This window comes from Pseudomonas tumuqii (assembly GCF_013184545.1).
Classification (GTDB): domain Bacteria; phylum Pseudomonadota; class Gammaproteobacteria; order Pseudomonadales; family Pseudomonadaceae; genus Aquipseudomonas; species Aquipseudomonas tumuqii.
The window spans coordinates 326,047-349,809 of the sequence record NZ_JAAOJA010000003.1; the positions used below are offsets into that span (position 1 = coordinate 326,047).

General features: G+C 63.6%; 15 protein-coding genes and 3 tRNA genes. 11 read left to right on the forward strand and 7 right to left on the reverse strand.

Annotation, left to right across the window (positions count from 1 at the left end; genetic code table 11):
• Position 1: 1 nt before the first annotated feature.
• From G9C89_RS08030 to G9C89_RS08045, 4 genes are all read left to right on the forward strand, one after another.
• Positions 2-526, forward strand: a complete 525-nt coding sequence (locus G9C89_RS08030; RefSeq protein ID WP_172147208.1) for a type II secretion system protein M — start codon at positions 2-4, stop codon at positions 524-526.
• A 148-nt stretch (positions 527-674) separates the two neighbouring features.
• Positions 675-750 (forward strand) — tRNA-Val (locus tag G9C89_RS08035).
• 35 nt (positions 751-785) lie between these two features.
• A tRNA-Asp gene (locus G9C89_RS08040) sits at positions 786-862 on the forward strand.
• Between the two features lie 100 nt (positions 863-962).
• Positions 963-1,039: transfer RNA gene (locus tag G9C89_RS08045), tRNA-Asp, on the forward strand.
• Between the two features lie 68 nt (positions 1,040-1,107).
• On the opposite strand, the gene G9C89_RS08050 is transcribed toward G9C89_RS08045, so the two are convergent.
• Positions 1,108-1,317, reverse strand: a complete 210-nt coding sequence (locus G9C89_RS08050; protein WP_172147211.1) for a DUF6316 family protein — start codon at positions 1,315-1,317, stop codon at positions 1,108-1,110.
• A 265-nt stretch (positions 1,318-1,582) separates the two neighbouring features.
• Between G9C89_RS08050 and G9C89_RS08055 the strand changes: the two genes are divergently transcribed.
• Positions 1,583-2,539: a DMT family transporter gene (locus G9C89_RS08055; RefSeq protein WP_172147214.1), complete on the forward strand. Its 957-nt coding sequence runs from the start codon at positions 1,583-1,585 to the stop codon at positions 2,537-2,539.
• 101 nt (positions 2,540-2,640) lie between these two features.
• On the opposite strand, the gene G9C89_RS08060 is transcribed toward G9C89_RS08055, so the two are convergent.
• The 3 genes from G9C89_RS08060 to G9C89_RS08070 all read right to left on the reverse strand — a co-directional run bounded on the left by G9C89_RS08060 (position 2,641) and on the right by G9C89_RS08070 (position 5,772).
• Positions 2,641-3,261, reverse strand: a complete 621-nt coding sequence (locus tag G9C89_RS08060) for an NAD(P)H-dependent oxidoreductase (RefSeq protein ID WP_172147217.1) — start codon at positions 3,259-3,261, stop codon at positions 2,641-2,643.
• On the reverse strand, positions 3,254-4,648 hold the full coding sequence (locus G9C89_RS08065; protein ID WP_172147219.1) for a class II fumarate hydratase: 1,395 nt from the start codon (positions 4,646-4,648) through the stop codon (positions 3,254-3,256). The genes G9C89_RS08060 and G9C89_RS08065 overlap by 8 nt, the downstream gene beginning before the upstream one ends.
• Positions 4,649-4,761: 113 nt before the next feature.
• The gene (locus tag G9C89_RS08070) at positions 4,762-5,772 is read right to left on the reverse strand and encodes a DUF2804 domain-containing protein (protein WP_172147221.1); all 1,011 of its coding nucleotides are present in this window, start codon (positions 5,770-5,772) and stop codon (positions 4,762-4,764) included.
• A 244-nt stretch (positions 5,773-6,016) separates the two neighbouring features.
• Between G9C89_RS08070 and G9C89_RS08075 the strand changes: the two genes are divergently transcribed.
• From G9C89_RS08075 to G9C89_RS08095, 5 genes are all read left to right on the forward strand, one after another.
• Positions 6,017-6,517, forward strand: coding sequence for a DUF2059 domain-containing protein (locus G9C89_RS08075; protein WP_172147223.1), 501 nt, complete (start codon positions 6,017-6,019; stop codon positions 6,515-6,517).
• Positions 6,518-6,530: 13 nt separating this feature from the next.
• Positions 6,531-6,824, forward strand: a complete 294-nt coding sequence (locus G9C89_RS08080) for a BolA family protein (protein ID WP_172147225.1) — start codon at positions 6,531-6,533, stop codon at positions 6,822-6,824.
• 415 nt (positions 6,825-7,239) lie between these two features.
• Positions 7,240-8,178, forward strand: a complete 939-nt coding sequence (gene trhO, locus G9C89_RS08085) for an oxygen-dependent tRNA uridine(34) hydroxylase TrhO (protein ID WP_172147227.1) — start codon at positions 7,240-7,242, stop codon at positions 8,176-8,178.
• 3 nt (positions 8,179-8,181) lie between these two features.
• Positions 8,182-8,814: a DsbA family protein gene (locus G9C89_RS08090; RefSeq protein WP_172147236.1), complete on the forward strand. Its 633-nt coding sequence runs from the start codon at positions 8,182-8,184 to the stop codon at positions 8,812-8,814.
• On the forward strand, positions 8,807-10,585 hold the full coding sequence (locus G9C89_RS08095; protein WP_172147238.1) for an ABC transporter ATP-binding protein: 1,779 nt from the start codon (positions 8,807-8,809) through the stop codon (positions 10,583-10,585). Before G9C89_RS08090 ends, G9C89_RS08095 begins: the two co-directional genes overlap by 8 nt.
• A gap of 209 nt (positions 10,586-10,794) precedes the next feature.
• Here the strand turns inward: G9C89_RS08095 and G9C89_RS08100 are convergent, their stop codons facing one another.
• The 3 genes from G9C89_RS08100 to G9C89_RS08110 all read right to left on the reverse strand — a co-directional run bounded on the left by G9C89_RS08100 (position 10,795) and on the right by G9C89_RS08110 (position 22,235).
• Positions 10,795-12,291, reverse strand: coding sequence for a TolC family protein (locus G9C89_RS08100; protein WP_172147241.1), 1,497 nt, complete (start codon positions 12,289-12,291; stop codon positions 10,795-10,797).
• 60 nt (positions 12,292-12,351) lie between these two features.
• The gene (locus G9C89_RS08105; RefSeq protein ID WP_172147244.1) at positions 12,352-21,333 is read right to left on the reverse strand and encodes a DUF4347 domain-containing protein; all 8,982 of its coding nucleotides are present in this window, start codon (positions 21,331-21,333) and stop codon (positions 12,352-12,354) included.
• A gap of 77 nt (positions 21,334-21,410) precedes the next feature.
• The gene (locus G9C89_RS08110; protein WP_172147247.1) at positions 21,411-22,235 is read right to left on the reverse strand and encodes a sulfotransferase; all 825 of its coding nucleotides are present in this window, start codon (positions 22,233-22,235) and stop codon (positions 21,411-21,413) included.
• Positions 22,236-23,128: 893 nt separating this feature from the next.
• Between G9C89_RS08110 and cysC the strand changes: the two genes are divergently transcribed.
• Positions 23,129-23,746 (forward strand): adenylyl-sulfate kinase, encoded by a 618-nt coding sequence (cysC, locus tag G9C89_RS08115; protein WP_172147250.1) that lies wholly within the window; start codon positions 23,129-23,131, stop codon positions 23,744-23,746.
• Positions 23,747-23,763 lie beyond the last annotated feature (17 nt).

Sequence of the window (23,763 nt, forward strand, 5' to 3'; positions counted from 1 at the left end):
CATGAGTCGTTTGGGCGAGTTGATGAAACCCTCTGCGGCGCAGCTGCAAGGCTCGCTGCTGGTGCAGCGCTGGCGTGCCCTGCAATCGCGCGAGCGTCTGGCGCTGGGGCTGCTGGCGCTGTTTGTGCTGCTGGCGCTGTTGTACCTGTTGCTCTGGCAGCCGGCGCGGCAGGGCGTGACTGCGGCTCGCAGTGCCTACGAGCAGGAGCGCGCCCTGCATGCTTACCTGCAGGCACAGGCGCCATTGGCACGCAGCCTGGCGAGCAAGCCGCAGGCCAGTATCGAGCCGGCGCGCCTGCAGGGGCTGGTTACCGCCAGCGCCGCCGAGCAGGGTTTGGCCATCGTGCGAGTGGACAGCGACAGTGATGGTTCGCTGCAGGTCAGTTTGCAGCCGGCGCCATTCGACCTGTTACTGCGTTGGTTCAGTCGGCTGGAACAACAGGGCGTGCGGATTGCCGAGGCGGGCCTGGACCGTACCGAGGACAATCGGGTGGCGGCCAGGTTGACCCTGAACGTGGTGCAATAAGGCGGCGGTTCTATCCCGCGCCAGGGTCTGGCGCATGGCCGATGCCCTTGGGCGGGGTTGCGATAGTTTCTGCACTTTCAGAAAAACTTTAAGCGGGGTATTGACTTAGCTCCGTCCCACCCGTAAATTGCGCGCCTCACAAAGCGATGGGTGATTAGCTCAGCTGGGAGAGCAGCTGCCTTACAAGCAGCGGGTCGGCGGTTCGATCCCGTCATCACCCACCACTCTTTGTGAATTCGGACGCAAGTCCGACCGACGCGCAGCGGTAGTTCAGTCGGTTAGAATACCGGCCTGTCACGCCGGGGGTCGCGGGTTCGAGTCCCGTCCGCTGCGCCATATTTTCCATGTTGGGTTCGCCTAACATGAGGCAGAACGGCTAGTACAGCCGCTCTTCCAGATGAAGCAAGAGTTCTTTGGGCGCAAGCCCATCCGACACGCAGCGGTAGTTCAGTCGGTTAGAATACCGGCCTGTCACGCCGGGGGTCGCGGGTTCGAGTCCCGTCCGCTGCGCCATATACGAAGCCCTCAGGTAGCGATACCTGGGGGTTTTTTATTTGTTATGGGGCGCTTTTCTATCCGGCTCAGAATGCTCGATTCTCGGTGCCGCCGCTGGCCTGCATCACGCGGCGAATATAGGAGCCGATCTCCCGCTCTGCGTCGATGCGTGTGACGTAGGGGCCTTCGAGGGTGCCTTCGCGCGTCGCGAAGAAATACTGGCCGTTGACTGCGCTGACCCGCTCACTGCGATAGTGCGTGCCGGGGCTGGGGTCGATGGTGCGTTGACCGAACATGGCGGGAACCTCATGCAATGAGCCGAATAGTTTTAGTCTAAGCCGCGCCGATGGACTCGTTCGAGTTGACGACCAATGGTTGGTTTTTTGACTTTCATTGCCTGGGTTGCGCTGATTCATGCCGATTTGACGTCAAACGTATGACTAAGTGCTGTTTGTAAGCGGTACAGTTCCCGCATGCAAGCCCTCTTAACTGTGACTGTGGCGGTTGGCCAGGGCGGCATAAACTAGCGCTTTGCGCCCTTAGCTTGCGCTCGAGGCAGTCATGCATATCTCTTCCGGCCGTTGGCTCTACGGCCTGTTCCTGGCGCTGCTCACCGCTCTGCTCTGGGGCGTGTTGCCGATCAAGCTCAAAGAAGTGCTGCAGGTGATGGACCCGGTCACGGTCACCTGGTATCGACTGCTGGTGTCCGGTTCGATTCTGCTGGCCTATCTGGCCGCGTCTCGAGGCTTGCCACGTTTCCGTCCTCTGGGGCGCAAGGGAGGCTGGCTTCTCGCCCTGGCAATTGCCGGGTTAAGTGCCAACTATGTGCTCTATCTGATGGGCCTGAACCTGCTCAGCCCCGGCACCACGCAGTTGGTGATCCAGGTCGCGCCGATCTTGCTGCTGATCAGCAGCCTGTTCGTCTTCCGTGAGCGTTTCAGTTTCGCCCAGGGCATTGGCCTGGCCGTGCTGCTGTTCGGTTTTGCGCTGTTTTTCAATCAGCGCCTGGGCGAGTTGCTGACGTCGTTGAGCGATTACACCGCCGGGGTTCTGATCGTGCTGCTGGCGGCGTTTGTCTGGGCGTTTTATGGCCTGGCGCAAAAGCAGTTGCTGACGGTGTGGAACTCGTTGCAGGTGATGATGGTGATCTACCTGGCCTGCGCGCTGCTGCTGACGCCCTGGGCGCAGCCGCAGCAGATCTTCGAGTTGAGTGCATTGCAGGGCTGGCTGCTGTTCGCCTGCTGCCTGAACACCCTGGTGGCCTATGGCGCGTTCGCCGAGGCGTTGGCGCACTGGGAGGCCTCGCGGGTCAGTGCGACGCTGGCGATCACGCCGCTGGTGACGTTCGGCTCGGTAGCGCTGGCGGCGATCTGGTGGCCGGATCATGTGCGACCCGAACAGATCAATTGGCTTGCCTACGGCGGCGCGGCCTTGGTGGTGCTGGGGTCGGCACTGACGGCGCTCGGCCCATCGCTGATGGCCAGCTTGCGGGCCCGTCGGGTGCGCGTGGCGGCGTAGGCAGCCTGCCGCCACGCTGGGTTACGGCGCGCCGGGGCTTGCGTCAGGGGGTAGATTGCCGCATGCACCTAACCCGCCCGACGATTTGCCTGACTGCCACCTCAGGCGCGGCTGCCGAGGGTTTCGGCGCGGCGTAGCCAGCTCTGCCGTTGTTCCTCGGTGGAGGGGCGCACCGGGGCGAATTCGCTCAGGCGCCGGGTTTTGATGCCGCTGAAGCCGAGGATGGTGCGGGTCATCTGCCGATGCGCCGGCGCGCCATAGATCCAGCGGAAGTACCAGGGCGGGGTGTCCAGGGTCACCAGCAAATCGGCGGTACGGCCACTCAGCAGTTTGTCCCACAGCTGCGAGCGACCGCGGTACTTGAAGGCGAAGCCGGGCAGGAATACCCGGTCGAAGAAGCCCTTGAGCAGTGCCGGCAAGCCGCCCCACCAGACCGGGTAGACGAACACCAGGTGCTCGGCCCAGTGGATCTGCCGCTGGGCTTCGAGCAGATCCGGCTCCAGGGTCTGGCTCTGGTCATAACCGTCGCGCAGCACCGGGTCGAAGCTCAGTTCGCCGAGTTTCAACTGCCGCACCACATGCCCTTCGTTGCGCGCACCCTGGGCATAGGCTTCGCCGAGGGCGTGGCAGAGGCTGCTGGTTTTCGGCGTGCCGAGGATCATCAGGATGCGTTTGCCGTCGCCTTCGATCGGGGTGGCGCCGCTTTTGCCTGCTTCAGTCATGGTTGCCGGCCTCCAGCATGGTTTCCGGGCGGACCCAGGCGTCGAATTGTTCTTCTGTCAGATAACCCAGTTGCAGCGCGGCTGCACGCAGGGTGCTGCCGTCCTGATAGGCTTTCTTGGCGATTTCAGCCGCCTTGTCATAGCCAATATGCGGGTTCAGGGCAGTCACCAGCATCAGGCCGCGCTCCAGGTGCGCCGCCATCTGCGCCGCATCCGGTTGCAGGCCGGCGATGCAGTGCTGCTGGAAGTTGCGACAGCCATCGGCGAGCAAGCGAATCGATTGCAGCAGGTTGTGGATGATCACCGGTTTGAACACGTTCAACTGCAGATGCCCTTGGCTCGCGGCAAAACCGATGGTGACATCGTTGCCCAGGACCTGGCACGCCAGCATCGACAGCGCTTCGCATTGGGTCGGGTTGACCTTGCCCGGCATGATCGAGCTGCCAGGTTCGTTGGCCGGCAGCTTGACCTCGGCAAACCCTGCGCGCGGCCCAGAGCCGAGCAGGCGCAAATCATTGGCGATTTTCATCAGGGCCACGGCGAGGGTTTTCAGCGCGCCGGAGAGGCTGGTGAGGGCTTCGTGGCCGGCCAGGGCGGCGAACTTGTTGGGCGCGCTGACCAGTGGCAGGCCGCTCAAGGCCGCCAGTTCGGCGGCGATGGCTTCGGCAAAGCCCTGGGGCGAGTTGAGCCCGGTGCCGACGGCGGTACCGCCTTGAGCCAGTTCGCAAACCGCCGGCAGGGTGGCGCGGATCGCCCGCTCGGCGTAGTCGAGCTGGGCGACGAAGGCGGACAGCTCCTGGCCGAAGGTGATCGGCGTGGCGTCCATCATGTGGGTGCGTCCGGTCTTCACCAGTTGGCTGTGGCGGGCGGATTGCTCGGCCAGCCCGCCGGACAGTTCGGCCAGGGCCGGCAGCAAGTCACGCAGCACGGCGCTGGCCGCGGCGATGTGCATGGCCGTGGGGAAGCTGTCGTTGGAACTTTGCGCGCGGTTGACATGATCGTTGGGGTGCACCGGACTCTTGCCGCCGCGTGCGCCGCCGGCCAGTTCGTTGGCGCGGCCGGCGATCACCTCGTTGACGTTCATATTGCTCTGGGTGCCGCTGCCGGTTTGCCAGACCACCAGCGGGAATTGCTCGTCGTGCTGGCCAGCCAGCACTTCGTCGGCGGCTTGCTCGATCAGCCGGGCGATGTCCGGCGGCAGGTCGCCGATGCGGTCATTGACCCGCGCGGCGGCTTTCTTGATCAAGGCCAGGGCATGCAGCACGGCCACGGGCATGCGCTCTTCGCCGATGGCGAAATTGATCAGCGAACGCTGGGTTTGCGCGCCCCAATAGGCCGTTTCAGGCACTTCGATGGGACCGAGGCTGTCGGTTTCGGTGCGGCTCATGGAACTCTCCGGAAGGCGATTCAGCAAGTTTAGGCTGTTGCAACCGCCTGCGGGTTCCCTAACCGCCAGCCGGGCTTGCGGATGCGCGGCTGGTGGCCGCGGGTACGGCAGATTTACCAGCGCGCGTGGGTCGCACCCAGCCAGCCCCGCGCGTGGTCCACCGGCACGCATGCGCCATTGGGGCCACGCAGGATGCCGTCAAAATGGCCAAACCACTGTCGGGTATCGGCATAGAAGGGGCCCAGGCGTGGGCAGGCTTGCTGCAACTGCTGCGGGGTGAAGGTCAGGTCGACCCGCTCGTCGAGGCTGTGCAGGCGCCATGGGGCCAAGGGGCTATGAGGGTTCTGCTGGATCAGCACCGGAGTGTCCAGGTGCAGCAGTTCGCCGCCAAACCACAAGGCGTTTTCCGAGAGTCCGCTGTGATCGGTCCAGCCCGCGCCGAAATTGCCGGCAATGCCGCCCGGAGCGGCAAAGGCGGCGCGTGTCCAATGACTGTGCAATGGCCAGACGCCGCGGCCAAAATCCATGGAGGCAAAGCTGTGGCCGGCTACGCAGCCGTAATGGCGGCTACCGAGCTGCACACTGCCGCTGGCAGGCAGGCCCATTTGCCGGCAGGTGGCATGAAAGTGCCGTGGGCCGAGCGGGGCGACCAGATTGACCGAGTCGAGGTGGGCGGGGCGCTGGATATCCAGGTCAACCTGCAGCGGTTGCCCGCCGATGTCGGGGGTGGCGACTGTCAGGCGCAGGCGGCCAGGCTGTTCGATGATCCGCAGCTGCAGGCGCGGGTGACAGAATTCGTGGCTTTGCTCGGGTTGATCGGGCAGTCGGCAGCCGCGCGCCAGCAGGCGCAACTGGCTGTAGGCGTATGCCTGGCCGCTGCTCAGGTCGAGAAAATAGGCGGCGCCATAGCCGACATAGTCGAAATCGGCCTGGGTCAGCACGAGCATCCAGTGCGGGGTGGTGATGCACCAGCGGTTCCAGCGCTTGCGTCGACCGACGTGGCCGGGTAGGGCGCAATCGATCCGGGGGCGGGGCGACCAGCCAATGGCCTGCGGATTGAGTTGGCCTCGGGCATCGCACAGCGCTATGGCGCAAGAGGCGTGTGGGCGGGTGAAGCTGTTCATCGGTCACGTCCATGTGTTTTGCTGCAGGCGGCGCAGTGAATTCGCCGTCATCGAAGAGCGTAGAAGTTTACTGAGATAAGTCGAGCTTGCCCGCACCTTCAGGCTTGGGCAAGTGCTGGCATTCTGCTCCGCCGCTGAATGGACGGCTGACAGGGCGGCGTTTACTTGAGTGGCGGACGGGCTTGGGCACAAAATGGCCGACCATGGGTCATACATACTCGTCCCATTAAATCCGGAGCATCCAATGTCACGTTTATCTACCCTCTGTGCCGTCGCCATATTGACCTGCGGCAGCGCTCAGGCGTTTGCCGATGCCAGCAGTCATGCTGCCGATGCGGAGCGTTTTCTGCAGTTGGCCCAGGCTGACAAACTGGTGGTGCCGGTCTATGCCCAGGTGCAGCAGATGTTCGCCCAGCGTTTCGCCGAGAGCGGCAAGGGCAAGGGCAAACAGGCTCTGCTGGAAACCTACCAGGCCAAGGCCAATACCGAGCTGGATCGGGCCGTCGCCTGGGACAAGCTCGAGCCGGATATGATCAAGCTCTACACCAGCAATTTCAACGAGCAGGAAATGCAGGAATTGGTTAGCTTCTACCAATCGCCGTTGGGCCAGAAGGTCTTGCAAAAGATGCCGATGTTGACCGAGAAATCGGCGCAAATGACCCAGGGCAAGCTGGAAACAGCGGTACCGAAAGTGAATAAACTGCTGGCGGACATGACCGCCGAGCTGGGGCCGAAAAAACCGTGAATGGAGTTTGAAAATGTCGAAGTTAGCTCAACTGCAGACTGCCTTGGCTGCACTTGACCCCCTGCACCTCGAGGTGCTGGACGAAAGTCACATGCACAGCAGGGGGCTGGAAACCCATTACAAGGCAGTGATCGTCAGCCCTGAATTTGCGGGCTTGAATGCAGTGAAGCGGCACCAGAAGGTTTACGCCAGCCTGGGCGAGCTGATGAGCGAAGTGCATGCCTTGGCGTTGCATACCTACACCCCCGAGGAGTGGGCGCAGCAAGGCACCGCGCCGGCTTCACCGACCTGCAAGGGCGGGCATTGAAGCCGTCCGGCCGCTCGGCGACATCCTCCACCGCTCGAGCGCAGAGCGCGTAGGAACGCCGCCTGGCCGCTCCTGCGAACAGCAACCTGTTCGGGGGCTCAGAGGTTGTGAAAATATCGAGCGCCGTAGCGAGACCGTCTCCAGGCGTTCGCGGCAAGGCGCGCTGCGTGAAAAGCAGGGGAGTTTAGTGAGCTAAATGACCCTGCTTTTCACGTAGCGCAACGCCAGCAGCGGGCGTTTGGAGGCGGGCGCAGTAGGCGAGAGTTTTTCACAAGCTCTCAGCGCTGAGTCAATCCGCCCCTACACGGCAAGCCCCAGGAAAAGTAAACTAGGCAACGCGCCGGCTAACGCCGGCGCGTTCGTTTGCAGACCCAGTCCGCCCTTTACGTGGGCGACTACTGAAGGAAAACGCTTGATGAGTGACAAGATAGTCGTGGCCGCGCTGTACAAGTTCGTCTCCCTGCCGGATTACCAGGCATTGCGTGAGCCCCTGCTGCAAAGCATGCTGGCCAACGGGATCAAGGGCACCTTGCTGCTCGCCGAGGAAGGCATCAATGGCACCGTTTCCGCTTCGCGCGCCGGCATCGACGGCTTGCTCGCCTGGTTTGCCCTGGATCCGCGCCTGGCGGATGTCGACCATAAAGAGTCGTACTGCGACGAACAGCCGTTCTACCGCACCAAGGTCAAGCTGAAGAAGGAGATCGTCACCCTGGGCGTGCCGGGCGTCGACCCCAACCAGCAGGTCGGCACCTATGTCGAGGCCCACGACTGGAATGCGCTGATCAGCGATCCCGAGGTGCTGCTGATCGACACGCGCAACGACTATGAAGTGGCGATCGGCACTTTCGAGGGGGCGGTCGACCCCAAGACCAAATCGTTTCGCGAGTTTCCCGAGTACATCAAGGCGCACTTCGACCCGACCAGGCACAAGAAGGTGGCGATGTTCTGCACCGGCGGCATTCGCTGCGAGAAGGCCTCCAGTTATATGCTCGGTGCCGGCTTCGAACAGGTGTTCCATCTCAAGGGCGGGATCCTCAAGTATCTGGAGCAAGTGCCCCAGGAACAGACCAGGTGGCGCGGTGACTGCTTCGTCTTCGACAATCGGGTCACCGTGCGGCATGACCTGAGCGCGGGCGATTATGACCAGTGTCATGCCTGCCGCACGCCGATTTCGGTGGCAGATCGTCAGTCCGAGTACTACACCCCCGGCGTAAGCTGTCCGCATTGCTGGGATTCGCTGCCCGAGAAAACCCGCGCCGGCGCCCGCGAACGGCAAAAGCAGATCGAACTGGCCAAGGCCCGCAACCAGCCGCATCCCTTGGGTTACAACCCACGCCACGCCAACGAGGGCTAGACCATGCACGCACGCCTGCTCTACGTGATGGACCCGATGTGTTCCTGGTGCTGGGGGTTTGCCCCGGTGCTCGAGTCCCTCGCCGAGCAGGCGGCTGCGGCCGGCGTGCCCCTGCAACTGGTGCTCGGCGGCCTGCGCCGTGATGGTGTGGCCATCGACGCGGCGGCGCGGGTGCGTTACCTGGGCTACTGGCAGGCGGTGAATGCCAGTACCGGCCAGTTATTCAATTTCGTCGACGGCTTGCCCGAGGGCCTGGTCTACGACACGGAGCCGGCCTGCCGGGCGCTGGTTACCGCGCGCAGCCTGGACGTGAACAGTGTCTGGCCGCTGACCCAGTTGATCCAGCGGGCGTTCTACACCAGCGGTGTGGACGTTACCCGGGCCAGCGTGTTGGTCGGGCTGGCCGAGCGTGCGGGAATTCCGCGGATCGAGTTCGCCGCCGCGTTCGACAGCGCCGAGCAGCGCGAAGCCACCCTGACCGATTTCAGCTGGGTGCAGGATCTGGGCATCTCCGGCTTTCCCACCCTGCTGGCCGAACGCAACGGCCAATTGGCCCTGCTGACCAATGGTTATCAGCCGCTCGAGGTTCTGGCGCCCTTGCTCGGTCGCTGGCTGGAGCGCGCGGCTTATGCCTGATCGGTTGAGTTGGGCGGAAATCCGCCGCCTGGCCCTGCATCACAAGAAAGCCCTGATCCTGGCCAATCTGGTGGCGGTGTTCGCCACCCTGTGCAGCGTGCCGATCCCGCTGCTGCTGCCGCTGCTGGTCGACGAAGTACTGCTGCACGATGGCGATGCCGCGCTCAAGGTGATGGATCGCTTCCTCCCGACCGACTGGGAAACCGCGGCCGGCTATATCGGTCTGATGCTGGTGCTGACCTTGCTGCTGCGCGGTTCGGCATTGATCTTCAACGTGTTGCAGGCGCGCCTGTTTGCCCGCCTGTCGAAAGACATCGTCTACCGCATCCGCATCCGCCTGATCGAGCGACTCAAGCGTATTTCCCTCGGTGAATACGAAAGCCTCGGCGGCGGTACCGTGACCACCCACCTGGTCACCGACCTGGAGACCCTGGACAAATTCGTCGGCGAAACCCTCAGTCGTTTTCTGGTGGCGGTGCTGACCCTGGCGGGGACCTCGGCGATTTTGCTGTGGATGCACTGGCAGCTGGCGCTGTTGATCCTGTTGTTCAACCCGCTGGTGATCTACGCCACGGTGCTGCTGGGCAAGCAGGTCAAACACCTGAAACGACTGGAAAACGACAGCACTTCACGCTTTACCCAGGCGCTCACCGAAACCCTCGAAGCCATCCAGGAAATCCGTGCCGGCAATCGCCAGGGTTATTTCCTCGGTCGTCTCGGTGGGCGGGCCCGCGAGGTGCGCGACTATGCGGTGGCCTCGCAGTGGAAGACCGATGCCTCGAACCGCGCCAGCGGCCTGCTGTTCCAGTTCGGCATCGACGTGTTTCGCGCCGCCGCCATGCTCACCGTGCTGTTCTCCGATCTGTCGATCGGCCAGATGCTCGCGGTGTTCAGCTACCTGTGGTTCATGATCGGGCCGGTCGAGCAGTTGCTCAACCTGCAATACGCGTTCTACGCCGCCGGTGGCGCGCTGGCGCGGATCAACGAGTTGCTCGCGCGTCGCGACGAGCCGCAGTACCCGGGCGGTGTCGATCCGTTCAAGGGGCGCGATACCGTCGGTATCGAGGTGCGTGGCCTGACCTTCTCCTACAACGATGAACCGGTGCTGGAAAACCTCGACCTGAGCATCGCGCCGGGCGAAAAGGTGGCCATCGTTGGCGCCAGTGGTGGCGGCAAGAGCACCCTGGTGCAGTTGCTGCTCGGCCTCTATACGCCGCAGGCGGGGACTATTCGCTTCGGTGGTTGCAGCCAGCAGGAGATCGGCCTGGAAACCGTGCGCGAGCAGGTCGCGGTGGTGTTGCAGCATCCGGCACTGTTCAACGACACGGTGCGCGCCAACCTGTGCATGGGCCGCGAGCGCAGCGACGAAGCCTGCTGGCGCGCCCTGGAAATCGCCCAGTTGGCGGGCACCATCAGCGCACTGGCCAACGGCCTGGACAGCATCGTCGGGCGCTCCGGGGTGCGCCTGTCCGGCGGCCAGCGCCAGCGCCTGGCCATCGCCCGCATGGTGTTGGCCGAGCCGAAAGTGGTGATTCTCGACGAGGCCACCTCGGCCCTCGATGCCGCCACCGAGTACGCCTTGCATCAGGCCCTGGGCCAGTTCCTCAACGGCCGCACCACCCTGATCATCGCCCACCGCCTGTCGGCGGTGAAACAGGCGGATCGGGTGCTGGTGTTCGATGGCGGCAGCGTCGCCGAGGATGGCGATCACCAGCAGCTGATCGCCGATGGCGGGTTGTACGCCAAGTTGTATGGGCATTTGCAGCATTGAGGGCGGTGAACAAACCGCCTGCTGCGACCGCCTCCAGGCGCCGTGTTATCCCGCCGGGCGTCGCGCAATGATGGGTTGCGCCGTACTCGAAATACCCCGGCATCGCCGGGACGGCTGACCATCTCGCGACGCTTGCGGCGAACGCCTGGACGCGGCAAGCGCCTCGTCGCAGCGGCTGCAACTCCTATCGAACAGGCATGCCCATCGGGCTATTCGCTTGGCGCAAGATTGCCCTGCTGCCAGCGTGTTTCGCTGTCGGCCAGCGCCTGGGCAATCACGCTCAACTCGCCAGACGGTAGTTGGCTGGGCAGTGGGTCCATGCCGACGCTGGAAAACAGCTGGCCGTAGGCATTGCGCATTTCCGCGTAAGCCAGATCGCGCCGCAGGTCGGCTTGCAGGGCGTTCAACTCGCCCTGGATCAGCTCCAGTTCGCCGATGCCCTGGGCCTGATGGCGGTTACGCAATTGCTCGACGATCTGCGTATCCAGCTCCGCGAGCTCCTGGCCGGTCTGGAACTGGCGCTGGGCTTCGTTGAAATTGGCATTGGCCACGTACAGTTGCGCCAGGACCGCCATGGACATCGCCTGACGCCGTGCTACCGTCACATCCTCGCCAGCCTTGGCCACCTCGATAGCCGCCGGGGCGGAAATGACGCTGAACAGATTCCAGGTGACCTTCACGCCATAATCGGCCCAGCTCTGGTTGACCAGAAAAGAGTTACTGTCGTAATGGCCGCCGGCCGAGAATTCCAGGCCCGGCAGCAGGCGCAACATCGCCTTGCGTGTCTCTGCGGCGCTGATCCGGGCCTGGTAGTCCTGCTCACGCAGTTCCGGACGATTGGCCAGTGCTTGCTGTTCCAGCGTGGCGAGTTCCACCTTGAGTTGCGGTATCTCATAGCCATCGGAAGCCGCCAGTGAGAGCGGCGTGCCAGGCGGCAGGTTGATCAGGGTAGCCAGCTCGGTCTTGGCCAGCGAGAGCGCGCGGCGCTGCTGCTCCAACTGGCGGGTCGCTTCGATCAGGGCGCGCTGGTAGCTGAGTGCCTGGATCGGGTCGCCGATACGCTGTTCGCTCATGTTGCGGCTATTGCTGCGCGCCTCGCCGACCCGTGCCATCAAGCTGTCGATCTTGCCCAGCAGGCGATCTGCCGCCACCGCGCGCCAGTAAGCGGAGCGCACGTCCTGGGTGATGGTATGGATAACCTTGCGGCGTCGTTCCTGCACGATCAGGCGCTGGTCGGCCTGCTGCTTGGCGCTGACGTAGCTGACGCCAAAGTCCAGCACGTTCCAGACCATGGTCAGATCTGCCACCTCGCGGTCGCGGTCCTGGGAGGTCGAGGGTTCCAGCGACTGGGTGCCGGTTTCGACACTCTGGCTGCTGGAGGCGCTGACGTTACTGCGCCCGGCATAACCGGCCGAAGCCGCCATGCGCGGCAGCATGTCGAAACTGGCCAGGTCGACTTGACGCTTGGCCAAGGCTTCTTCCATTACTTTCAGGCGCGCCTCGAGGTTGTACTTCACCGCACGCGCCATCGCCTGGTGAAGCGTCAGGGCGCCGCTAAGGGGCTCCTGATCCTTGAACATGTTTTGCAGGTCGCTCTGCGCCCGCTGCTCACTAACGCTGCGCTCGATAGGCTGGCTGGTTACGGCGCAACCACTGATAGCCAGCGCCAACACGCTGACGCCGAACAATTTCTGGCTTCTATTCATCCTTGGGCCGCCCCCTAGTCACGGCACAATCCATCTTTTTTGATTTATTAGTCGTGTGGCTCAGGCTTGTGGCTTAGCGCCCTCGAACTGGCCAAGTGCCAGGGCCAGTTCACGCAACTGGCGCTGCTCGGTAGTGCGCATTTCATGGAGTTGCTGGCCTAACGTGGGTGCGCCAAGTACGCCGTGCGGAGCTTGCTCGGCATTCTCGTTCCATTGTCTGTCATCGAAAATATCCAGCGGGGTCGATTCGGGTAGCGAGTCGATACCGAAGATATTCGACAGGGTGCTGGCGCCGAACACGCCGCCATCACCACCGCCGAAGCCGAGGAAACCGGCCCCAGATCCGTCGCCCCCGCTCGGATCACTGCTGGCGAAGACCTGGGCGAGGAAGCTTGGAGCCAGTGCGCCGTTATTGATGAAGATGTTGCCTAGTGTAGGAATACCGCTGCCCAGGGTCGGCTGTTCGAACAGCGGGGTAGGCAGCAAAGGCAAATCTGTCAGGGGTGGCGGCAGCGGCGGAGGCACAGGTGATAGCGGTGGGCTCGGCGGCAGCACGAAAGTGACGGGTGGATAGGACTGGAATTCTGGATCGCCAGTCGTGCTGGCGAGCAGATAATCCTCCCCGATAATGCTGGTGGTCAATGCGTTGCCGGCAGCATCGGCAATACCGCTGCCAGTGGCATTCAAGCTGATGCCCAGTGAACCATTGCCGGCAATATCGCCGACGGTGATCTGGTAGGTTCGGCCGTCGATCTGTTGCACGGATTGGATAGTGCCGAGCGCATTGCCGGTGCTGGTCAGCGAAAAGTCATTGGCGTCTACCCCGGAAACGGCTTCGTTGAAGGTGAGGGTGAAGCGTACGGTGTTCGCTGACGTGGGTGATGGGTCCAGGCGTAGCAGATTTTCTGCGAGCGGGGCCGTGGTGTCGACGATCACCCCGGCACTGCTGTCGGCGCCATTCAGTGTCAGCACCAGGTTATTGCCCACACCATCACGGGCGCTGGCGCCATTCAGATCCAGGCTGCCGCCCAGTGCGATGCCGTCGATGTCGGTGTCGCCGGCCTGCACGCTGTACTGGAACACCAGTGCAGTGCTGCCGCTGCCGGAGACATAGCTGGCGTAACGGGTTACGCCGCCGATATCCAAGGCCAGGCGTGGCGTGCCGCCGGCAGTGTCGACGATCACCGCCTCGCTGGCATTGACGGTAAAGCTCAACACATCGCCGGCATTATAGGCGCCGCTTGCCGGCACGCTGACCGAGGCCACCACCGGATCGACGGCATCCACCCGCACGCCGCTGGTGGCGCCGGCGCCGTTCAGGGTGCTGTTGGCGTCGTTACCGACCGCATCGCGCAGGGTGCCGCCGTTACTGTCGATGTTGCCGGCTAGGGCTATGCCGTTGCTGTCGAGCTGGCCGCTGGCAACCGTCAGACGGAAGACCAGAGCGCTGCTGCCGGAACCGGACAGGTAGTCGGCGAAGACGGTGCCGCCAGTATCCAGCGTGACGGCGATGCGCGGCGTGCCACCTGAGCTGTCGACCGCCACCGCATCGTTGAAGTTGACGGTGAAATCGAGGTTCTGCCCGGCGACATAGGTGCCGTTGGCCGGTACCGACACTGAGCTCACGCTCGGCGCCACGCCGTCGATGACCAGGTCGTGCTGGCCGGCGATGGAATCGGCGCCGCCGAGGGCCGGTAGGGTGAGGATGGCATCGTCGCTGCTGGCGCTGCGAATGGTCGCGCCGTTCAGGGCCAGGGCGCCGGTGGACTGGTAATCGAGATCGGCGCTGAGGTCGCCTGCCTGCACGGTGTAGCTGAAGGTCAGCGTGTCGCTGCCGGAGCCGGACACGTAGGTGGCCAATCGGTCGGTGCTGCCGGTTTCCAGCAGCAACGTGGGCGAGCCACCGGCGGTATCCACGGTCACCGCCTGGTCGAGGGTAATCGTGACCGTAATACTGTCGCCGATCTTGTAGCCGCCGTCCGGATTGGTCACGTTGACCGCGGTGATTTCCGGATTGATGCTGTTGACGGTAACGGTGATGGTGTCGCTATCAGTCTGAGTCCCACCGCTGCCGTTCAGCCCCAGATCGCTGCTGGTGATCTGCAGGCTGGCCGCGCCGTTGTAGCCAGGCGTGGGAGAGAAGATAAGCCCATTCAGCGCCGCGTTGATGTCGGCAATGCTGCCTTCGAAGGTCATGCTGCCGTCGTTGGCGCCGCTGCCAACGATAAAGCTCAAGCCGGTGGTGTCGGGCAGGGTGATCAGGCCGTTGCTGCCGGTCAGCGTCACTCGCACCGTGCCGCCTCCCGCGTCGACATCGCTGAGGGAAATCAGGTTGCCGTTGCCGCTGCTGAAGATCAGCGCGGCGTCCTGATCGACCGCCTGGGCGCCGGGCACGCTGTTGACCGGTGCGTCATTCACCGCCGTCACCATCAACATGAGGGTGTCGGTATCGTCGAGGTTGCCGCCGCTACCGCTGTTGCCGCCATCATCGATGCTGACGGTAAGCACCACATTACTGGTCGAGTTCAATGCCGTCTGGAAGCTGAGCGCATTGGCAGCGATAAAGGCGTTGAGATCGGTGATGCTGCCCGACAGGGTCAGGCTACCGGTACCCGAGCCGGCCACGACGACCCCGGCGGCGCTGGTAGCACTCAAGGTGCCCGAGGCCACCGAGAAGGTCGCGGTAACCGAGCTGCTACCGGCGTCCACGTCGGCGAAGCTAATGCCGGTCAAGGCAGTGCTGACATCTTCATTGATGCTGATCGAGACCGGTAGCGTGACCACGGGCGCGTCATTAACCGCGCTCACCTGCAGGGTGGTGGTATCGCTGTCGCTCTGCGCGCCGCCGGAGCCGGTATTACCGCTGTCATTGATAGCCACCGTAAGGGTCACGTCGGTGGTGGCATTGGCGGCGGTGGTATAGGTCAGGTTGCTGCCCGCGATAAAGGCGTTGACGTTGGCAACGGTGCCGGTCAGGGTCAGGGCACTGCTGCTGCCGCCAACGGTTACACCGCCGCCGCTGGTGGCCGCCAGCGTTCCCGAGGCGACCGACAGAGTGGCGATAACGCTGCCACCACCGGCGTCGACATCGCTGAAGGAAATACCGGTCAAAGTACTGGCCGTGTCTTCAGTAACGCCGATGCTGGCCGGGACGCTCACCACGGGCGCATCGTTGACTGCCGTGACGCTCAGGGTAACGGTGGTGGAGTCCGCTTCGGATGAACCGGTGCCGCTATTGCCCGGGTCGGTACCCGTATTGCCGCCATCATCGACAGCGACCGTCAGGGTGACATCGCCGGTGGCGTTGCCGGCCGTGGTGAAGCCCAGGCCGCTGGCCGCGATAAAGGTGTTGATATCGGCAATCGAGCCGGTCAGCGTCAGGCTGGCGGTGCCGCTACCGGCGACAGCCACATTGCCGCCGCTGGTGGCGGAGAGGCTTCCCGAGCCGACCGAGAAGGTAACCGTCACCGTGCCGCCAGCTGCATCGACATCGGCAAAGCTGATCCCGGTCAGCGCGCTGGCCACATCCTCAGTCACGCCGATGGAACCGGGCGCGGTGATGACCGGCGCATCGTTGACGCTGGTCACCGCAACGGTGGCGGCTATCGATACGGCGCTGCTGTCCACGCCACCGTTACTGGTGCCGCCGTTATCGGTGATGCTGGTGAGCGTCACCACGCGGCTGGTGGTGTCGGGGGTTTCGCTGGCATTGCGGTAGCCCATGGCGTCGACCAGGGTCTGCGCCGTCGCAGTGCTCAAGCCGCCGGCCACGCTAAGGGTGACGGTGGCGGTACTGCCGATCACGCTGACGCTGTAATCGATGGCGTTGCCGCCCGTGGTGGTGCCGCTGGTGCCGTTGGTCAGCGTAATGTCGGTGCCATCGACGCTGACTATCTCGCTGGCGCCATCCGCCAGATTGCTGACCGTCAAGGCCAAGCCGGTGATGGTCTGGCCGGCTTCGATGGTGCTGATGCTCACGCCGCTGAACAGATCGACCGCTGCACCGTTCTCGGTATAGGTCGGGGTGCCGCCGGTAGCCGAAAGCGTCGGTGCATCGTTCACCCCAGTGACGCCTACGGTGGTGTCAACCGAGCTGCTCGCACCATCGCCGTCACTGACACTGATGCTCACAGTGCGAGTGCTGGTATTCGGGTCGGCGGTATTGCTGTTGCTGTAAGTGAGCGCCTGAACCAAGGTGCTCACCCGGGCGGCTGTGGCGTTGCTGTTGAGCGTTACTATCAGGTTGTCGCTGCCCGAACCGGTGCCGCCGGCGGCAATGGTGCCGATGGTTACACCGCCGACGGACAGGCTGCTGCCCAGGGTCATCCCGGCGGACAGTGCCACCGTGCCGGTGGTATCGATGGCCAACACATCCTCACTGGCTTGCTTGTTGGCGGTAATCGACACAGTCAGATTGCCGCCGTTGAAATCCGCCGAGTCGCTGTCGGCTATGACCACTGCAGTGCCGGTGTCGAGGAACACGGCGCTGCCACCCTCGGTGAAGCTCGGGTTATCACCGGCCAGGTTGTCGATGCTGGGCGCGGCATTGGTATTGCTGACAGTGATGCCGTTGCCGGTCAGGTCAGCCACGGTTATAGCCGCATCGGCGCCTGCGGCCCAGTCTTCGGCGGCCGCCAGGTTGTAAGTCGTCGCATCCGTGGAGCTGGTGCCATCCTTGTTGATGATCGCCAGCAACGCCGTCTTGTCGGTCGCGTTTAGGGTGAGTATAAAGCTGGTGCCGGAGTCGATCTCGACATTGCTGGTATCGGTGAGGGTGTAGGTCGCACCGCCTTCGCCAGTGAAGGTGAACTTGTTGGCGACTATGTCATTGCTCGCGCCACTCGCCGAGAGGAAACCGCTGCCGCTGACCACCACCGTGCCAGTGCTGGCGTCGTAAGTGGCGCTGGTGATAACCGGCGCCGCCACGTTGCTGACGGTGATGCCGTTGCCGGTCAGGTCGGCGATCACCACCGCGGCGTCGGCGCCCGCTGCCCAGTCCTCGGCCGCGGCCAGGTTGAAGGTGGTGCCGCTGGTGGAACTGGTGCCGTTCTTGTTCGCGATCAGGTTGAGTGCTGCCCGGTCGGTGGCCGACAGGCTCAGGGTGAAGGCGGTGCCGGAGGTGATCTCGACATTACTGGTATCGGTTAGTGTATGGGTCGCGCCGCCCTCGCCAGTCAGGGTGAACTTGTTGGCGACTATGTCGTTGGTGGCGCCGTTCGCCGAGAGGAAACCGCTGCCGGTCACCACCAAGACGCCGGTGCTGGCGTCGTAGGTGGCGCTGGTGATGGCCGGGACGGCGACATTGCTCGCGGTGATGCCGTTGCCGGTCGCGTCGACCACGTTCAGCGTCGCATCCGCACCGGCGGCCCAGTCTTCGGCGGCGGACAGGTTGTAGGTGGTGCCTCCGGTCGAGCCGGTGCCGTTCTTGTTGACGAGCAGGTTGATCGCGGCGCGATCGGTGGCGCTCAGGGTCAGCGTGAATGCCGTGCCGGAGCTGAGCTCGACATTGGACGAGTCGGTCAGCGTATAAGTGGCCCCGCCCTCGCCGGTCAGGGTGAACTTGTTGGCGACTATGTCGTTGGTGGCGCCCTGCCTGGACAGGAATCCGGTGCCGGTGACGGCCAGGACGCCGGTGCTGGCATCGTAGGTGGCGCTGGTAATCGCGGGGATGGCCACGTTGCTTGCAGTGAATGGACTGAGGCTGTCTGCCACGTTCAGTGCGGCATTCGCCCCGGCGGCCCAGTCTTCTGCCGCTGTGAAGCGGTAGCTCGAGATGTCGGTCGAAAGGCCGCCGTTCTTGTTGACGATCAGGTTGACGCCGGCCTTGTCGGTGGCGCTGAGCGTCAGGGTGAACGACGTGCCCGACGTGATCTCGACGTTGGCGGTGTCGGTCAGCGCATAGAACGTGCCGCCTTCACCTCTGAGAGAGAACTTGTTGGCGACTATGTCGTTGGTGGCGCCCGACGCGCTGAGGAAACCGCTGCCGGTGACCACCAGCACGCCGGTGGCGGCGTTGTAGGTGGCGTTGGTGATGCTGGGGATCGCGACGTTGCTGACGGTCACGCCGTTGCCGGTCGGGTCGGCGACCGTCACGGCCGGATCGGCACCGCTGGCCCAATCTTCGGCCGCGGCCAGGTTGAAGGTAGTGCCGCCGGTGGAGCTGGTGCCGTTCTTGTTGACGATCTGGTTGAGCGCGGCTTTGTCCGTGGCGCTCAGGGTCAGGCTGAAACTGGTGCCAGAGCTGATCTCGACATTGGACGAATCGGTCAGGGTATAGGTCGCCCCGCCCTCGCCGGTCAGGGTGAGCTTGTTGGCGATGATGTCGTTGGTAGCGCCCGACGCGCTGAGAAAGCCGCTGCCGGTGACCACCAGCACGCCGGTGGTGGCGTTATAGGTGGCGCTGGTGATGGCTGGAGCAGGGACATTGGATACCGTAACTCCATTGCTGGCATCGGCAATATCGCTGGCATTGATAACGCTGTTCCAGTCGTCGGCCGCGGCCAGGTTGTAAGTCGTGGTGCCGGTGGAACTGCTGCCGTTCTTGTTGAACATCTGCTCGACCGCCGCACGGTCGGTGGCATTGAGCGTGACCGAGAATGCGCTGGCACTGCTGACGTCCACAGAGGAGCTGGTCAGGGTATAGGTCGTACCGCCCTCGCCGGTCAGGGTCAAGGCGGATACCGTGATGTCATTGCTCCCGCCCGGGGTGCCGACCAGGTTGCTGCCGGTCACGGACAGGGTATGGGTCGCCGAATCGTAGGTGGCGCTGGTGATGGTCGGCGAAGTGACGTTGCTGACCGTGATGCCATTGCTGGTCAGATCGGCGGCCGAACCGACGGTGGCATCCCAGCCTGCCGCGCCGGCCAGGTTGAACGTGGTGCCGCCCACCGCGGTGGTGCCCGCCTTGTTCAGCAGGCCATTGATCGCGAGCTTGTCGGTGGCGTTCAAGGTCACCGAAAAGGCCGTGGCGCTGCTGGCCGTCACGCTCCCCGAGGTCAGGGTATAGGTACCGCCGCCCTGGCCGGTCACCGTCAGCTTGCTGACATCGATGGTGTCGCCGGTGACCATGTCGGCCCCAGTGACGGACAGCACGCCGGTGCTGGCGTCGTAGGTGGCCGAGGTGATAGCGGTGGGCGACCAGGCCGAATCCGTCACACCACCGGTGGTGGTCACGTTCTCACCCCCGGTGTTAGCGCCTGCACCGTTACTGGCAGTGTCTCCGCCCCCATTTTGGTTGCCACCTTTGGCACCACCCGCGCCATAGTTGGCATTGTCGGTGCCGCTGAGATCGACACTGCCGCTGTTGTAGTGCAAGGTTCCTTTGTTCCAGATGCCCCCCACGCCAATACCACCATTGGCATTGTCGGCAATATTGGCACTTCCCGAGCCGCCGCCGCCCGCGCCCAAGTTATTGGTGACCGTGGTCGAAGACATATAAACCGTTGCGCCAGCGGCAATATAGAGGCCGCCCACGGCATTGCCGCCAGCGCCGGTAGCGGCCGCTCCTGATGCCGCTGCACCGGCGCCGCCGCCGCCAATAAATCCGGTGCCAGCACTGCCTGCGCCACCACCCACGCCACCGGACGAAAATCCCCCTACTGAAGTGCCACCCGCACCGCCGGCTGTGCTGCCACCCGTGCCTGCTTGAGCAGATTGATTGTAGAAACCGCCATTTCCCCCGGTACCGCCGCCGCCCGCGGTGCCGGCGTAACTGCCGGAATAGGCGCCGCCATTGCCGCCGCCCTTGCCGCCAAACCCGCCGCCGCCGCCGCCGCCGTAACCGTAACCAGTGCCACCGCCGTTGCCCCCGCCAGCAGCAGCCTTGTTGGCGGTAATGGATGAGTTTTTCAGGGTGAGCGTACCGCCGGTGATATTGATACCCGCACCCAATGCATCACCACCATTGAGGCTGTTGTAGGCGCCGCCATTGCCGTAAACCAGGCCCTTGGTGATGACCAGACCGTCCAGGGTCACGGTACCGGTGCTCATGGTGAATACGCGGCTGTTGTGGTTGGCGTCGACTGTGACATCGGCCGTACCGTTGTCATCCCGATCGCCGTCGATCGTCAGGTTTTTGTTGAGCGTGAGCTGACCCTGGGTCAGCGTGATGGTCATGTCGCTGTTGAAGGTGATGGTGTCGTCCGAGGTGGCCACGGCGATCGCCTCGCGCAGCGACAGCCCGGCACCGTCACCGGTCTCGGTCGCGAGGTTAGTAGTACCGGCCAGCTCGTCGGCATTGGTGGTAACGGTCAAGGTGGCCAGGCTGAAGTCGTAGCCGGCCAAGGCCGCGCTGGCAAAAGGCACGGCGGTTTCGATCGTACCGGTGCGGGTTTCCAGTTGCCAGTCGCCACCGGCGCCGGTGCGGTTGCTCGACGCGGCGATGTCGGCGCCGGTCAATTGCGCGAACGCGTTGACGAACTGCTCTCCCGCGCCGCCTTGCGCCAGATTGCAGGAGTAAATCAGGATGTCGCCATCGGGCCGCAGCGACTGGCCAATCTGCGCCAGTTGCTCGGCATGCCCGCTCAGGCTGTCATTGCTAAGAAAGGTACTGCCCAGCCACAGGTTGGCCTCATGGCCTTCACCGACGATCACGACGGAGGCGATGTCCGAGCGCTCGCTCAGGTAATCGGCCATTTGCTGCAAACCGTCCTGGCCGGCTTGCAGCATCACCAGTTCGGTGTCCGCCGCGCGTCCCGCCAGGAGCGCGTCGGGATCGCGTACGCGCGAGTCGACAAAAATGACGGTGACGCCGGCAGGCGAGGGCATGGCCGCATCCTCACCGGCCCCGTCGCCCGGCGACTGGGCATCCCCGGTGTTGACCTGACCGGTCGACTCTGCAGGGGTATCGACCGCAGTCTGGCTCGCCTCGGTCGGGCTGGGCGTCTGCGCATCGCTGGCCTGAGCTGCGGCGGCGGCCTCGACCGCCAGCGCGCCGTCGAACATCATGCGCGGCTCGAGAACCTGGATCAGCGGGGAGCGAAGAGACAACCGGGCCTTGTCGGTCGAATAGAGGGACGGGTTAGTGCGCTTGCTCCACCACATGAGAATTGCCTCACTGCTCGCGCGCGAGGCGCAGAAACGGTTGTTCTTGGGTTGTTTCAGCGCAGCGCGCTGACAGGCTAGTTGTTACTGGCCCGGATCACATGGGCCATGCTGCCGGCGCCATCGTTCCAGAACGACAGGTCGCTGTACTGCGCAAACAGGTCCGGTGGCAAGATGGTTCGTCGGAACTCTGCACCGACCTTGGGTCGTACGCGGTGCAAGCCGGACAATCCCAAGGCCTGGTCGAACTCGGGGGCGTCGTAGCTCAGGCTATCGAAATCGTGGGGATGCCAAGGTTCGTCGATAAAATCGTAGACCAGACGCAGCACCTTCTCCGGCGCCTGGACTAGCAGATCATAGTCCACCAGCAGCAGGGAGCCGGCATGCTCGCCGTAATAGGCTTCTTTCAGCGCCGCCCAGGCAAAACCTACCAGGCGATTGCGCTGGGCCAGGGTCTCGACCCGGCTGTAGACGGTGTTGCGCTCGGCATCGTCGTTGAACAGTTTGGTGTTTTCGTAGGGATTGGCCCGGTACAGGCGTTCGAGACTGTCCATCACCCAGGCCACATTGCGCACGCAGGCGATGACCTTGGCTTGGGGAAACAGGTCGAGCAGCGCCGGCAGCTTGGCGCTCCACATGCGGTTGGTGTCGAACACCAGCGTGTTGTCGAGGTGCTCGGCGTAGTAACTGTCGAACAGCCCCCGTAACAGACGCCGGCGCGTGCCCTGATCGATCACCGGGCCGAACTCGCTACCGGCACTGAACTGCCCCAGCATGCTGGAAAACAGCGCCCCCACCGGACTGCTCATGCCGGCATGAAAGCGCGGGTTCTGCAGCAGCATCGCCGAGAGTAAGGTCGAACCGGCACGGGGCAGGCCGGAAATAAAATGAAACGATGACAATGCAAACTCCTTCTCGCACTTGCCTTGGCAATGCGTACTCATTCCGCATCGGTTGTGTGAGCGATAGCGTTAAAGCACCTGAGTGACCATTTAAACCATGCAATCTGTATTTAGCCTAGCGCCATCATTCCAAAGCGTCCTTTTCACCGCTAAAAATCCGGCGGCTGTGCCCAAACACTCTAATCCCTACCCCTACAGGGCTTTACTTCTCCAGTAGCGGGTGCAGCCACGTCGCTCACGCCCATGCCCAGCGAGACCTTCGATTATCGGGGCGCTTCGCCTGTGAGCGACCCGCCTTCTGCGCTGGTCTGATCCGGCGGATTGGCCAACCCGGTGGCCATGGCTGGCCCCCAGGTGGGCGCCAGTGGTGACAGCCAGCCCTGGGGTACCAGGCAATCATCTTCTCCGCACGCGACTGAGCGGGACCTTAATGTCAAGAAGTGCAGAGCGAGATAGCCGCGCCTCTTGACGGGTCGCTGCAACACGGCGCAAGGCGCGGCGCAGCTGTCGAAAAGCACTGGTGGCAGTTCACCATACTGAGCCAGGCCGGTCCTCGGGCCGAGCGCTTGGCCGGCACTGAACGGCCTTGGCATCCATCAAGCAAAGCGTCGCCCCTCGGAGGACCATGCCGCTATCATCGCCTGAACGCTGCAGCAGCACAGAAGGGCAGGCGAAGCCTGAGCGGGACACAGTCGAGATCATATGCAATCTTGGCACCGCCTTGTCTCTGCTCGCCCGGTTCTTTTATCGTTCGATCCTGCTGGGGCCTGCGACGCCTGCCAGTGCACAGGGAGAAATGTGCTGGGCGCCGGGGGCCGGCCATTGATAGGTGTTACCAGAAGCGCCCCCGGCCGCATCGACTCATCGAACAACTGTCCCTCGAGGTCTTGATTATGCCGCTGGATGAATTGCTTACTCCCCCCGATCGCCAGCAGCGCGAGGCGCGCCAGGATCATCGCGGGGTCGCACTGCTGTTGACCGGTTTGCCGGCCGCCGGCAAATCGACACTGGCCCACGCTTTGGAGGCACGGCTCTTGGCTCTGGGTGGTCAATGCCTGGTGCTCGATGGCGACCGGCTGCGCGCGGGGCTCAACCAAGACCTTGGTTTTACCGAAAGCGAACGCCAGGAAAATCTGCGCCGCGCCGCCGAAGTGGCCGCTCTGCTGGTTGAGGCCGGCATGGTGGTGCCCATGGCCATGATTGCGCCCCTGGCCAGTCACCGGCAGTTGCTGGCCGAACGCCTGGGCGCCGATTACCGCGAGGTGTGGTGTCGGGCCGCGCTACACACCTGCGAGCGACGCGACCCCAAGGGCCACTACGCCTTGGCCAGGGCCGGGAAACTCGCTGATTTCACCGGGGTTTCGGCCCCTTACGAGCCACCGCAGACGCCAGCCCTGATACTCGACTGCGACACCCGGAGTGTGGCGCAGAATGTCAAACGGTTGCTGCAGTGGATGGCCACAGAAAGGTTGCTGGGCCCGAGCTTGCAGCGCGCATTAAGCTCGCACTGAACCGCACAGTCCTGGTC